At 51.9% G+C, this 14,085-nt stretch carries 11 protein-coding genes; 7 read left to right on the forward strand and 4 right to left on the reverse strand.

What is annotated here, in order from left to right:
* Positions 1 to 598: 598 nt before the first annotated feature.
* The 3 genes from MJ769_RS05610 to MJ769_RS05620 all read right to left on the reverse strand — a co-directional run bounded on the left by MJ769_RS05610 (position 599) and on the right by MJ769_RS05620 (position 3,142).
* Complete coding sequence (locus MJ769_RS05610; protein WP_239235040.1) at positions 599 to 916, reverse strand: DUF3301 domain-containing protein; 318 nt, start codon at positions 914 to 916, stop codon at positions 599 to 601.
* Between the two features lie 768 nt (positions 917 to 1,684).
* Positions 1,685 to 2,789 (reverse strand): peptide chain release factor 2 gene (gene prfB / locus MJ769_RS05615; protein WP_239235087.1). Its coding sequence is split into 2 segments (ribosomal slippage): positions 1,685 to 2,707 and positions 2,709 to 2,789, totalling 1,104 coding nucleotides; the frame shifts between segments, so codons are not numbered across the junction.
* 92 nt (positions 2,790 to 2,881) lie between these two features.
* Positions 2,882 to 3,142 (reverse strand): hypothetical protein, encoded by a 261-nt coding sequence (locus MJ769_RS05620; protein ID WP_445083073.1) that lies wholly within the window; start codon positions 3,140 to 3,142, stop codon positions 2,882 to 2,884.
* 36 nt (positions 3,143 to 3,178) lie between these two features.
* Here MJ769_RS05620 and MJ769_RS05625 point away from each other — a divergent pair, with 36 nt between their 5' ends.
* The 7 genes from MJ769_RS05625 to MJ769_RS05655 all read left to right on the forward strand — a co-directional run bounded on the left by MJ769_RS05625 (position 3,179) and on the right by MJ769_RS05655 (position 12,983).
* Positions 3,179 to 3,631, forward strand: coding sequence for an EAL domain-containing protein (locus MJ769_RS05625; protein WP_320412147.1), 453 nt, complete (start codon positions 3,179 to 3,181; stop codon positions 3,629 to 3,631).
* Between the two features lie 91 nt (positions 3,632 to 3,722).
* Positions 3,723 to 4,553, forward strand: coding sequence for a hypothetical protein (locus MJ769_RS05630; RefSeq protein ID WP_239235042.1), 831 nt, complete (start codon positions 3,723 to 3,725; stop codon positions 4,551 to 4,553).
* A gap of 386 nt (positions 4,554 to 4,939) precedes the next feature.
* Positions 4,940 to 6,445, forward strand: a complete 1,506-nt coding sequence (lysS, locus tag MJ769_RS05635; RefSeq protein WP_239235044.1) for a lysine--tRNA ligase — start codon at positions 4,940 to 4,942, stop codon at positions 6,443 to 6,445.
* Positions 6,446 to 6,583: 138 nt separating this feature from the next.
* Positions 6,584 to 8,005, forward strand: coding sequence for an efflux transporter outer membrane subunit (locus MJ769_RS05640; RefSeq protein ID WP_239235046.1), 1,422 nt, complete (start codon positions 6,584 to 6,586; stop codon positions 8,003 to 8,005).
* 30 nt (positions 8,006 to 8,035) lie between these two features.
* Positions 8,036 to 9,112, forward strand: a complete 1,077-nt coding sequence (locus MJ769_RS05645) for an HlyD family secretion protein (protein WP_239235048.1) — start codon at positions 8,036 to 8,038, stop codon at positions 9,110 to 9,112.
* Positions 9,109 to 11,856 (forward strand): ribosome-associated ATPase/putative transporter RbbA, encoded by a 2,748-nt coding sequence (rbbA, locus tag MJ769_RS05650; RefSeq protein ID WP_239235089.1) that lies wholly within the window; start codon positions 9,109 to 9,111, stop codon positions 11,854 to 11,856. Before MJ769_RS05645 ends, rbbA begins: the two co-directional genes overlap by 4 nt.
* Before the next feature lie 2 nt (positions 11,857 to 11,858).
* Entirely contained in the window at positions 11,859 to 12,983 is a 1,125-nt protein-coding gene (locus tag MJ769_RS05655; protein WP_445083074.1) for an ABC transporter permease, read from the forward strand.
* A gap of 137 nt (positions 12,984 to 13,120) precedes the next feature.
* Here the strand turns inward: MJ769_RS05655 and MJ769_RS05660 are convergent, their stop codons facing one another.
* The gene (locus MJ769_RS05660) at positions 13,121 to 14,044 is read right to left on the reverse strand and encodes a tetratricopeptide repeat protein (RefSeq protein WP_239235049.1); all 924 of its coding nucleotides are present in this window, start codon (positions 14,042 to 14,044) and stop codon (positions 13,121 to 13,123) included.
* Positions 14,045 to 14,085 lie beyond the last annotated feature (41 nt).

The following is a 14,085-nucleotide window of genomic DNA, read 5'->3' on the forward strand; positions in this document are numbered from 1 at the left end:
TTAGGGGGCTGGGCGCGGGTGACCGCGCCTGGCTACCCGACATTGTGATCGCGAAACGAGTCACAATCTAAACCGTTTGTTGGACGAGCCCGGCCCCGAGTGCTCGAGTGGCCTCATAGAGAATATCTTTTTGTGAATGGTTCTGGTTTGAAGCTCTATCAGGATAACGGGCGGTTGAACGCCCGTTTCATAGGGACCGTATCCAAAGGTGATGCCCGATTCGGACGTTTATTCGCCTACTTCGCCAGATTTCAGACGAATGAATCGCTCCGCTTGTGGGCACTGACACCCCGGCACTTGTCAAAAGTGCGTATCGCTTACATGGTCAGCATGTATCCCGTGCGGCAAGCGGGGCGGGTACGGTTCGCCGTTCCCTCTTCCCCGTCTTGGCAAGGCGATAACGGAACATCACGTGACCGTCGTTGCTGGCGACGATATCTTTCTCCCGGAACACTCGGGCCAAGGCCTTACGCTGAGATTTTTCACCGTGTTAACCGCGACGCTTCAAGATGTTGGTATTGAATATGTTGATTCATACTCTGGCGTATAAGTAAGCCAGAAGTAGAAGATGATGCGAATCCACTTGAAGGCTATCTGCTCAGGACATTATTTGATAGGGTTCCATTGTTACTGATTCGACTTTGTCGCCTAGCAAGACCAGTTGCCCTTCAAGCCGGGTGTTACCGGTCTCGCTGAATAAAAAACGATAGGTGCGTCGCAACACTCGTCGCCCAGTCTTGTCGCGAGCCAGAGATATTCCTATGTTGGCAACCGTGTCGTCGAGAAATTGCAAATTATAATTGCGGCAGACTTGCTTTCCCATATTCCTGGCGATCTCAAGGGCGCGTAGGCTGTCAAACCAGAACCAGCCCAGCGCGGCTAAAAATAGCAGGAAAGATAAACTTACCATATCCATTATGTTAAGAAATCCTGAAAGACCAACCGATAAATTTTTATCGATTTTGGTGTGTGTTTTTTAAATAAGTAGTAACTAGAAATCGCAGAATAGGCTAAATACGCTGACGGCATAATAGTTAAAGCTAATTCAGCTTACGGTCGGCGTCAACAACCTTGCTTTCCTCCTATTTACCGTTGATGTAGGCCGTCATGAATTCGAATGGTCGCAGCTTCTTTTCGGTATTTCATCAGGCCGGAGCGGAAAATCGTCCGAAAATTCGCCAGGAAAGCGATTAGTAAATCAATTGCATATATTGATGATACTGGAAAGGAAATAGGTTTGTGGCAATATGTTTATCTATTGCGGAAACGTTGCCATAGTCTACTCGCTTGCTCACCATAGTTCGAAAAAGGCAGTCAAAATAATCTTTTTTGGCTGCAGTCGCATGTCTTTGAGCCAAGCTTTGACCTTCTAAATGTCTTGAAACACGAGAAAACCGCTTTTTAATTCGCGGACGGTGGGTTAAACGCCGACGATGTCGGTAGCGAGATTGCGCATGATGGTGCTGGGCAACAGCTGAGTAAAAAGGGAAATTGTGCTTTGAACATATCTTCGGTGTGTAAGATTTTATGTTCCAACTCGTTGAGCTGCTCTTTCAATATTTTGTTGTAGTGCTTCAGTCGGTTTGAGTTTGGAAGATTAAACAAAGCAGCTACTAAAGTAAGTTGTGACAGACACACGTTATGCTACGCGTCTGAATTATTGGCATTCGCCAGCGTAACCTGATTACACCCCTTGCTTCAAACTGGCACAAATAAATTCATCCAGGTCTCCGTCCAGCACACCTTGAGTGTTGCCGATTTCCACATTAGTGCGCAGATCCTTGATGCGTGATTGATCCAGCACGTAAGACCGGATTTGATGTCCCCAACCAATGTCGGTTTTCCCATCTTCCATTTCCTGTTTTTCGGCATTGCGTTTGCGCAGTTCGGTTTCATACAGGCGCGACTTCAGCATTGCCATGGCTTCGGCGCGGTTGCGGTGCTGCGAGCGGTCGCTCTGGCATTGCACTACAATGCCAGTGGGTGCATGGGTGATGCGCACCGCTGAGTCGGTCTTGTTGATATGTTGTCCACCCGCACCGCTTGCCCGATAAGTATCCACGCGCAGGTCTGCTGGATTGATTTCGATTTCGATGGATTCATCCACTTCAGGATAGACAAATACGCTGGAAAACGAAGTGTGGCGGCGGTTCCCGGAGTCGAATGGGGACTTGCGCACCAGTCGGTGTACGCCAGTCTCGGTGCGCAAATGGCCGTGAGCATAGTCGCCAGTCACCTTGAGTACGGCACCTTTGATACCGGCTACTTCGCCATCGGACTGCTCCAGCACTTCCACCTGAAAGCTCTTTTTTTCGCAATAGCGCAGGTACATGCGCAGCAGCATCGAAGCCCAATCTTGCGCTTCGGTGCCACCAGATCCTGCCTGGATGTCGAGGAAGCAGTTATTGGAATCCATGGGTTTGGAAAACATGCGGCGAAATTCCATGTCCGCCACAGTCTTTTCCATTTGTTCCACATCCTGCACGATGCTGTCGAGGCTGGCATCGTCATTTTCCGCCAACGCCATTTCAAATAACTCGGCTGTATCATCGAGATCTTGATGCAGCTGATTCAAGGTGAGAACAATGCCTTCCAGCATCTTGCGCTCGCGCCCCAGTTCTTGAGAGCGTTTGTTGTCCTGCCAGATGGTAGGGTCTTCGGCGAGGATTTTGACTTCGGCTAGCCGTTCTTGTTTGCCATCGAAGTCAAAGATACCTCCGTAGTTCGGTGCTGCGAACACGGAGGTCTTGTAACTGGTTGGTGATGACGTTGAGTTGTTCGGCTTCCATATTAATAATGTCGAGTGCTAAAGAGTAAGCGATTATATCTGAAAGCCCAGCTCCGGTAATTGTCAACCTAGTTGTCGCCTGACAGTTTGCAATTATGCTGCCATTTTGAGCTTTAAAACTGCTTCTATATTTTCGCCTTTTTTGGCGATGTGTTGATCTGGATTCAGGCGCACAACGAGAACCGGCTGCCAATTTCGTGTGGCCCCGCTCCAACACTCAGGGCATCTGTTCTTTGCCGCCTCGTAGACGATGGCACGCTTCTCCAATAATGCGGTATCGAAGCCAGCATGGCGCTCTGCCGGGGTCACGAAGTTGATGGCGCTGTGTCGGTGTTCTTCGTTGTACCATTGCACAAATAAGCCAACCCATTGCCTTGCAGCGAGCAGACGATGACAGCAATCAACCAAACAGGCGCCAATCCGAATCGACTCAAACTGGAACTGACTGAGAGCCTGCTGGTGGACAATGTGGAGGATATCATCGAAAAAATGTTCGTGCTAAAAGCCAGTGGTGTGGGGTTTTCACTGGACGATTTCGGCACTGGCTATTCCTCGCTTACCTACTTGAAGCGTCTACCGCTGAACCAGTTGAAGATCGACAAGTCGTTTGTGCGCGTCGTGCTCAGCAATCCCAACGATGTGGCTATTGTCCGTACTATTGTGGCGCTTGCTCAGAGCCTCGGGTTGGGGGCGATCGCTGAAGGAGTTAAAACTGAGCAGCAACGCAACTTTTTAACCAGTATAGGCTGCCATGCCTACCAAGGCTATTTTTTCAGCCGACCGCTGCCAATCGAGGATTTTGAGGCGTTTGCACAGTTCGCCACACTACACAAAATAGTCTAGCTGCTGCTTGTAAATCCCACGAAATCAGACCAAAATGTTTGCATTGTTTGCTATAAAAAATTAATTAACAACGCAGATGGCATAGACAAATATGAAAAACATTATATCGACACATGCAAAAAATATTCATGGCGTCTTTCAAATTGCTATTGCTCGCAAGCTGCGCGCTTGCTTTGGAACAATGATGGCGCTGGCGTTTCTACTTGTATCGCCTATGGCTGGCTCGACCGGCTTTACCGTTTATACCACGATATCACCAATGACAGGTTTATGGTGGAATCAGAATGAATCCGGCTGGGGTGTTGGAATTACTCAACAATTTGGTGTAATTTTCGCGACGCTTTATACCTTCGATTTTGAGGGGAGGCCCACGTGGTACGTCGCTTCCAATTGTGTAGTGGCGGCCGATGGTTGCACTGGCGATTTATATACGGTGACGGGGGGAGCAGCGCTGCCACTGCCATGGAGCAACGCTAATAAGATTGTAACTTCGGTTGGGACGATTAATTTAGCGTTTACAGATACCAATACTGGCACGATGAATTACACGATCAACGGTGTATCAGGATCGAAGGCGATTACCAGGCAGGTGTTTGCCACTGAACCGATTCAGATTGGTCGCTTTCCTTTTGACTTCCAAGGTATTCGGCTCAACTCTATGGCATTCAGCCCCATCATTAGCATTATTTGCCAAGCTACGTTGTCATTTACCAATTTGAGCGATGTCGCAGTTTCTCCGGCTCTCTCCTTCGACGTGATTGTCGATGGTGTAAAAACGGGCCAAGTGTCATTTGTCACGTTTGGGCTTGCGCCCGGTACTACGGCAACAGCGACAACACAACCGGTGATTGGCAATGGCTCCTATCTGGCATGTGGAACCTTCACACTTCAGTTCAATCCGTCCGCCAGTCGAATACAATAAACCGACGGTATGATGACATTGACTGAACGCGCTTAAAATTCTGTTATCTGAAACAATCGGTTACAGGCAGAATGTAACAACGATCGCAGAAAATAAAAACGGCTCAGCCCACGATTTCCATTTCAGGGTAGAGCGCTTTGGATCCAGACCGTGTAAAAACGCAGTTGCACCTAACTCCATTGAGATGTATTAGCTGTGCCACGAGAGTTTTTCCATGTCCTGATTTGCGCTGTTCAAATTTGTATGACGATAAAGAGCAAAGCATAGTGACGCCCCCTCCTCTTCGCATGTCCATTGCTTAAATTGCAAGTAACGTGGCATTCGTGCCACAATCCTGCGTCTGTAGAAGTACTCCTAATTTATTGATCCTAATCTATCCGAACATCATGACTACCGAACCAACCAACCCTCAACAAGACGAAAATCAAATCATCACCGAGCGTCGCGCCAAGCTCACTGCACTGCGCAAAGAAAGCATCGCTTTCCCAAATGATTTTGAGCGCAAAAATCTTGCCGGTGATTTGCATTCTGCTTACGGAGCAATGAGCCACGATGAATTGGAAACAGCCCATATCAGTGTGGTTGTAGCTGGGCGCATGATGTTGAAGCGCGTAATGGGCAAAGCCAGCTTTGCTACCGTGCAAGACATGAGCGGACGCATCCAGCTGTTCATTAACAATAGCGATGCTGGCGAAGCAGTGCATGATGCATTCAAGCACTATGATCTGGGCGACATTCTTGGTGCAACAGGTGTGTTGTTTAAAACTAAGACCGGTGAACTTTCTGTGCGCGTGGCTGGGCTGCGTTTGTTGACTAAAGCACTACGCCCGCTACCGGAAAAGTTTCACGGTCTGAGTGACCAGGAACAAAAATACCGTCAACGACATGTGGACCTCATCACCAATGAGGATACGCGCAATACATTTATCATCCGCTCGAAGGTAATCCAGGCTATACGGGAATTTTTCATACGCCACAATTATCTCGAAGTCGAGACGCCTATGATGCATTCCATTCCCGGTGGCGCATCAGCCAAGCCCTTTACCACGCATCACAATGCCCTGGATATGCAGCTCTATCTTCGCATCGCGCCCGAGCTTTATCTTAAGCGGCTGGTAGTGGGTGGCTTTGAGAAAGTATTCGAAATCAACCGCAACTTTCGTAACGAGGGGCTTTCAACGCGACATAACCCCGAGTTCACCATGATCGAGTTTTATGAAGCCTATCGGGATTATCGTTATCTGATGGACTTTACCGAAAAGTTGTTCAGCGAAGTGGCGCGCAAGGTGCTAGGTACCACTGTGGTTTCCTATCAAGGGCGTGAGCTTGATTTGGGAAAACCGTTTCATCGCCTGACGATTGCACAGGCAATCCAGAAATATCATCCGCAGTTTTCTGACGCACAGTTGAGTGACCGCGATTTTCTTATCAGCGAATTACAAGAACTGAAGACCAAATACAGGGCAACGGATGGCGTGGGAGGACTTCAACTTTCACTGTTTGAAGAGTTGACCGAGCATCAGCTATTTGAGCCAACTTTTATTATTGACTACCCTGCAGAAGTCTCGCCACTGGCGCGCCGCAGCGATACGTGCCCAGAAATTACCGAACGTTTTGAACTGTTTATGGTTGGACGCGAAATTGCCAATGGCTTCTCCGAGTTGAATGACCCAGAAGACCAGGAGGCGCGCTTCGATGCGCAGGTAACGGCTAGAGAGGCCGGTGACGAAGAAGCCATGTTCAAGGACAGCGATTACATTCGCGCACTGGAATATGGTCTGCCGCCCACCGCTGGGGAAGGCATTGGTATAGACCGGCTGGTGATGCTGCTCACTAATAGTCCCAGCATCCGCGATGTAATTTTATTTCCACAAATGCGTCCCGAAAGATAACATAGCACAAGCTAACCGTTGCAAATGTTGCATGGGTACGGCTTGTCAACAATTGTGCTGGACTAAACCATATATAGAGTTTTTTCAACTGTTCGGCGTATACTGTGCGCAATGTTGCGTTTTTAGATGATTTTAAGGATGAATAAAAGTAATTTCCCCATTTCGTTACTTGCAGCGTTGATTATTGTGGGTTGTACGCAAATCCCCGCATATGAAAAACCCCAGCCGCCCATTGCTTCAACCTTCCCCAGATCTGCCCCGGCAGGTTCCGCAAATGTCCCGGTAGCAACCATTAGCTGGCAGACCTACTTTGGCGACGAGAAACTCCGGGCCTTGATTTCAACCGCGCTTGCCAACAACCGCGATCTTATATTGGCCATGCGTCGCGTTGAAGAGACACGGGCACGCTATGGTATTCAACAGGCAAATCGGCGGCCCAACATCAGCGGCAGTGCTTCCGTCACCCGTCTCGGGATGCCAGCTGGTGTGCTACCTATTCAGCGCGATGGTGCATCGAACCAATTGTTGTTGAATCAGTTCCAGGCAGGGCTGATTGCAAGTGCATGGGAACTTGATTTTTGGGGCCGCCTGCGCAGCTTGGAGATTGCCGCCCTGGAGACTTACTTGGCCACCGACGAAGCCCGCCACGCCGTTCAGGTCACTGTGATTGCGCAGGTATCAAGCAGCTACCTGATTGAACGCGAACTCGACGAACGCATCGATCTCGCCGAGCGCACCATCAAGACACGACAGCAATCCGCGCGCATCGCGCGAAGGCGCTTTGAAGTCGGTTCAGCTGCCCGTGTGGACGCCATCCAGGCCGAAATCCTTCTCAGCCAGGCTCAAGCTGAATTGGCTGTACTGCAGCGTTTGCGCGAACAGAACCGCAATGCGCTTGAGTTTCTGGCTGGTAGTTCACTGCCGGCCGAGCATCGTTCGCTCAGCAGTATCGAGGCAGTGTTTGTGCATAGCATCGACGCTGGCCTGCCTTCCGACATGTTGATTCAGCGTCCGGACCTGCGGGCAGCCGAACGCCGCCTGAAGGCGGCCAATGCCAACATTGGTGCCGCCCGCGCGGCGTTCTTTCCGCGTATCACACTTACCGGCTCACTTGGCCTTGCCAGCACTGAACTCGATGGTCTTTTTTCGGGAAACAGTCGTAACTGGAACTTCATGCCCAGCATCACGCTGCCTCTCTTCGACGGCGGTCGCAACCGAGCCGGTCTCGATTTAGCGCGCGCACAGTATAACTCGGCGATAACCGAGTATGAACGCAGCGTACAGAACGCCTTTCGCGAAGTAGCCGATGTGCTGGCCGAGCGGCATTGGCTGACCGAGCAGATTCAGGCGCAACGCACTTCTCTTGAGGCTCAACGTGAACGGAGCCGTATCGTTGCCTTGCGTTACCAGCAAGGTGCCACCACTTATCTGGAGGTGCTGGATGCCGAACGCGAACTGTTTGCCGTTGAGCAAGCGCTCGTGCAGACACGACGTGCCTATCTTGCCAGCAGCATAAATCTGTATTCGGTTCTGGGCGGTGGAGGCAGTAACAATGAGTAAGGAAGACATACCGCAAAGAGGAGTAAACCAATGAAGGGGTTGAGCAAGACGTGGCTCGTGCGAATCGCAGCTGTGATCATAGCCGTGATCGTAGTGGGATTCCTGGCGAAACAATTCCTGAGCAAAGATAACAACAGTGATGCTTTCGTCAGCGGTAACGGGCGCATTGAGGCAACCGAGATTGACGTGGCAGCCCGTTCCGCTGGTCGCATCAAGGATATCCTTGTCAATGACGGCGATTTCGTGAAGGCCGGACAGGTTCTGGCGCATATTGATTCCGACTCAATCAATGCGCAACTGCGTCAAGCCGAGGCGCAGGCACAGCAGGCTCATAATGCCATTACGATCGCACGCAGCCAACTCGCGCAGCGCAAGGCTGAACGTGTGGCGGCGCAAGCCGTGGTTATACAGCGTACCGCTGAACGCACGGCTGCCCGCAGTCGGTCGGCGCGCTCAGCCGCGCTAGTGCAAGAAGGGGGCGCATCAAGTCAGGAGGCTGACGATGATCGCACCCGCGTGCGCAGTGCCGAAGCAGCAATTGCAGCGGCCAAAGCACAGGTAGCAGCCGCCGATGCGGCGATTGCCACGGGAAGCGCTCAAATTCTTGGTGCTGAATCTGCTGCCGAGGCTGCCGCCGCGACCGTCGAGCGCATTCGCGTTGATATCGCCGATAATGAACTCAAGGCGCCGCGCGACGGACGAGTCCAGTTTCGCGTGGCCCAGCCCGGCGAGATAGTCAGTGCCGGCGGTAAGGTACTCAATCTTATAGACCTTAGCGATGTGTACATAATTTTTTTCTTGCCGGAGACAGTCGCGGGCAAAGTGGCGCTCGGCAGTGAGGTGCACATCGTGCTCGACGCTGCGCCTAGCTATGTCATCCCAGCCAAGGTTTCATTCGTCGCCAGTACCGCGCAGTTCACGCCGAAGACCGTGGAAACAGCTAGTGAGCGGCAAAAATTGATGTTTCGGGTGAAGGCCAATATTGACCGCGAACTGCTGAAGCAGCACTTGAAGCAGGTCAAGACTGGCCTGCCCGGTGTGGCATGGCTCAAATTGAACCCGCAGGCTGAATGGCCGAAGGAACTGACAATCCAGGCTCCAAAATGACCCCCACTGCCATCGATAAAGTGCCTGTCGCCCGCCTTGCTGGCGTCAGCCTGAGTTATGGCAAAACGCTGGCACTGAATATGATCGATCTGGATATTCCTTCCGGCTGCATGGTTGGCCTGATCGGCCCGGACGGCGTCGGCAAATCCAGCCTGATGTCTCTGGTGGCCGGTGCGCATGCAATTCAGCAGGGCCGAGTAGAAGCACTCGGGAGCGACATGTCCAGTGCACGCCAACGCAACGAGGTCTGTCCGTATATAGCCTATATGCCACAGGGATTGGGCAAGAATCTGTATTCAACCCTGTCGGTTGAGGAAAATCTGCAATTTTTCGGTCGCCTGTACGGACACAACGCACTTGAGAGGCGGCAGCGTATTGACGAACTCGCCACCAGCACCGGCCTAAGTTCTTTTCTAAACCGTCCGGTGGGAAAATTATCCGGCGGCATGAAACAAAAACTGGGCATGTGCTGCGCGCTGATCCACGACCCGGAGCTACTGATCCTGGACGAACCGACCACTGGTGTCGATCCGCTAGCGCGCAGTCAGTTCTGGGAACTGGTCACACGCATCCGCAACCAACGTCCGGGAATGAGCGTAATCGTCGCTACCGCCTACATGGATGAGGCCGAGCGGTTTGACTGGCTGGTGGCGATGGATGCAGGCAAAATTTTGGCCACCGGCACGCCACGCGAGCTGCATGAACGGACCGGCACCTCGTCGCTGGAAGCTGCCTTCATTGCGCTGTTGCCGGAAGAACGAAAACACGGCCACCGCGCAGTCGTGGTCCCACCACTTGCCGATGATGAAGACAAAGAGATTGCCATAGAGGCACGCGACTTGACCATGCGCTTTGGAGACTTCACGGCGGTTGATCATGTTAACTTTCGCATCCGCCGCGGTGAGATTTTTGGATTTCTCGGCTCCAACGGCTGCGGAAAATCTACCACGATGAAAATGCTTACCGGCCTGCTGCCGGCTAGCGAGGGCCAAGCCTGGCTTTTCGGACACGAGGTGGATCCACACGACATTGCTACGCGTCGGCGCGTCGGTTATATGTCTCAGGCCTTCTCGCTGTACTCCGAGCTAACTGTGCGCCAAAACCTGGTGCTGCATGCACGCCTGTTCAATATGCCGGAGGGGGAGATTCCGCCACGGATCGAAGAGATGGTGGCTCGTTTCGACCTTGGTGGCGTTTCCGACGTTTTGCCAAACAACCTGCCGCTGGGCATCCGCCAGCGTTTGTCGCTAGCGGTGGCAATGGTACATGCTCCGGAATTACTGATCCTCGATGAACCAACCTCTGGCGTCGACCCGATCGCGCGCGATAAGTTCTGGCAGTTGATGATCGACCTGGCACGTAAGGACAAAATCACGATCTTCATTTCGACTCACTTTATGAACGAGGCCGAACGCTGTGATCGTATTTCGTTGATGCATGCCGGGCAAGTGGTGGCCAGCGGTACACCATCCGGGCTGTTGGAGAAGCGTGGGGTAGCGACATTGGAACAGGCCTTTATCGGTTATCTGGAGGACGTCGGTGCTGGAGTCAAGCAGCCCGCTCCCGTTCCCGTCGCCGCCGATCAGGCTTCTGGTCAGCCGCGCAAATCGCGCCGACACTTCAGTATTGCGCGTGCGTTCAGCTACACACTGCGCGAATCGCTTGAACTGCAACGCGACCCGATGCGCGGGACAATGGCGCTGCTCGGTAGCCTGATCCTGATGTTTATCATCGGCTACGGCGTCAGCCAGGATGTGGAGGATCTGAGCTACGCCATACTTGATCGTGACCAGACTACACTAAGCCACAATTACTCGTTGAATCTCTCCGGCTCGCGTTATTTTATCGAACACCCGCCGATTACCAGCTACATAGATTTGGACCGGCGCATGCGCAGCGGTGAACTGTCACTTGCCATTGAGATACCGTCCGGTTTCGCTCGTGACGTGCAGCGTGGCAAACCAGTGCAGATCGGCGCCTGGATCGATGGTGCGATGCCAGCACGGGCAGAAACGGTACAAGGCTACGTGCAGGGTATGCATCAGGGCTGGCTGCTCGATATGGCGAAGACCCGGCTCGGCCAGGATGCTACTAATGGTTCGGCCACTATTGAAACACGCTTTCGTTACAACCCCGACGTAAAGAGTCTCCCGTCGATGGTTCCGGCAGTTATCCCGCTTCTGTTACTGATGATTCCGGCAATGCTGACTGCGTTGTCAGTAGTGCGTGAAAAAGAGTTGGGTTCGATCATTAATTTTTACGTCACCCCGGTTACCCGCACTGAGTTCCTGCTCGGCAAGCAGCTACCTTACGTCGTTTTGGCAATGGTGAGTTTCATGTTGATGGCTTTGCTCGCCGTCACGGCGTTCGGTGTTCCAATCACCGGCAGCTTCTTCACGCTGGCGCTGGCAGCGCTGATTTTTAATATCTTTTCCACCGGCTTCGGCCTATTTGCCTCCACTTTCACCCGCAGCCAGATCGCGGCGATATTCGCGACTATGCTCGGCACAATGCTCCCGGCAATGCAGTTTGCCGGATTGTTAAACCCCGTGTCCTCACTGGAAGGAACAGGGAAAATAATCGGGCAGATATACCCAGCTTCGCACTTTTTTACTATCAGTCGTGGCGTGTTCAGCAAGGCCTTGGATTTATCCGACCTACACGCATATTTCGGACCAATGCTACTGGCCGACTTGGTAATAGTTGGTCTGTCAATCGCTCTGCTAAGAAAGCAGGACAGCTGATAATGAACCATGTTTCCAACATCTACCGCCTGGGTATCAAGGAGCTATGGAACCTGCTACGCGATCCGGCCATGCTGGTATTGATTGTCTATACCTTCACGCTGGCGATCTACATCGCCGCTACCGCAATGCCGGATTCCTTGCACAAAGCGGCGATCGCCATCGTCGATGAGGATGGCTCGCCACTGTCGGCGCGCATCACCTCAGCTTTTTATCCTCCACACTTCATGCCACCGGTTATGGTGTCGTTGGCCGAGGTCGATCCGGGCCTGGACGCGGGCGAGTACACCTTCGTGCTCGACATTCCACCAGAATTCCAGCGCGACGTGCTGGCGGGACGTTCACCTACGGTCCAGCTCAACGTGGACGCCACGCGCATGAGCCAGGCTTTCACCGGTAGCGGCTACATCCAGCAGATCGTACTCGGTGAAGTGAACGAATTCGTCCAGCGTTACCGCAACAGCCCCGCACCGCCGGTAGATCTGGCATTGCGTGTACGCTTCAACCCCGCCCTGACGCCAGCCTGGTTTGGTTCGCTAATGGAGATTATCAATAGTGTCACCATGCTGTCGATCATCCTTACCGGAGCAGCCCTGATCCGCGAACGCGAGCACGGTACAATCGAACACTTGCTGGTGATGCCGGTAACGCCCGGAGAGATTATGCTGTCCAAGGTCTGGTCAATGGGGCTGGTGGTCTTACTGGCGACGGCGTTCTCCCTGGCTTTTATCGTTCAAGGTGCCTTGCAGGTGCCGATCGAAGGCTCGGTGCCGTTGTTCCTTGTCTGCACCACGCTACACCTGTTCGCTACCACATCTATGGGTATATTCATGGCGACCATCGCACGCTCCATGCCGCAATTCGGCCTGCTAATAATACTGACGCTACTGCCGCTACAGATGCTGTCAGGTGGTTCGACGCCACGCGAGAGCATGCCCGAATTCGCACAAAACATGATGCTGGTCGCGCCGACCACACACTTCGTCGCCGCCGCCCAAGCGATCCTCTATCGCGGCGCCGGACTCGAAGTGGTTTGGCCGCAGATGCTCTCTCTTGTCGTGATTGGAAGCGTCCTGTTTGCTCTATCTCTGAGTAGATTCCGCAAGACCCTCAGCAGCCTGGCCTGAAAGGCTACCAAGGGTAGTAGTGTGTTGTACTGTCTGCATAGAGCAGTATTAAATTGATACGCTATTCAATTGCTTTTTTAAGCAAATCAAAATGAGCCCAGTGTTTATAAGCGCGCTAACATCCGATACGAATATCGTTATTGATAAACCTTCCCTATCTGCCAATTCACAAACATTTCACCAGCTGTCTTGCGTTGCTCTGGAGTCAATATAATTGAATCGCGTAATTTTTTTGCACTTTCGTGACCACCATATTCGACCGCCAGATTGGACCACACATAGGACAGAAACTCATCCTTTTGCATTCCAATACCTGTGTAGTACGCCAAAGCGAGGTTGTACTGTGCATCGGCATTTCCAAACGCAGCTGCTTTCTGCCATAACTTCGCAGCCCTGACGACATCTTTGGGCACGCCTTTGCCAAAGTAGTACATTGACCCGAGATTTAACTGTGCTCTCGGATACCCCTGCATTACTGCCTTCTCCCAATACTCAATTGTTTTGTCAATATTCCTCGGGACAATTTCGCCATTGCTGTAGATTACTCCGAGGATGAATTGCGCTTCGGCATAGCCTCGATCTGCCGCATTTTGCCACCATACCAAGGCCTTGGCGGGATCCTCCGGTATGCCCTTGTTGTCGCGGTACAGCCAACCAAGGTGTAACTGCGCCTCTGGATCCCCCTGCGCCGCTGCCTTCTGCAGCCAATCTACACCCTTGACATAATCCTTAGGCAGACCATTGCCGTTGACATACAGTAAACCAAGGCCAGTTTGTGCCTTGGCGTGACCTTGTATTGCAGCTTTTTCATACCACTCTGCGGCCTTGCGGACATCCTTGGCCAAAATTTTACTATCATCACCTGTATCGTACAGCCACGCTAAATCATACTGTGCGTTAGCATTACCAGATTCAGCATGCATTTTTAATTGCGCCAGATACTCTGCTTCTTCCTGACTTGCTGATGACATTGACTGACCAAACACACTCACTGCAACAGCAAGCAACAATGTAAAGAATAATTTTACTGTAATACGCATATACATATGTATCAATGACATTTTTAGACCTCATTCAAATTCATTATATCTGCCGACTTACG

It is taken from the genome of Candidatus Nitrotoga sp. BS (genome assembly GCF_927797785.1).
Lineage (GTDB): Bacteria > Pseudomonadota > Gammaproteobacteria > Burkholderiales > Gallionellaceae > Nitrotoga.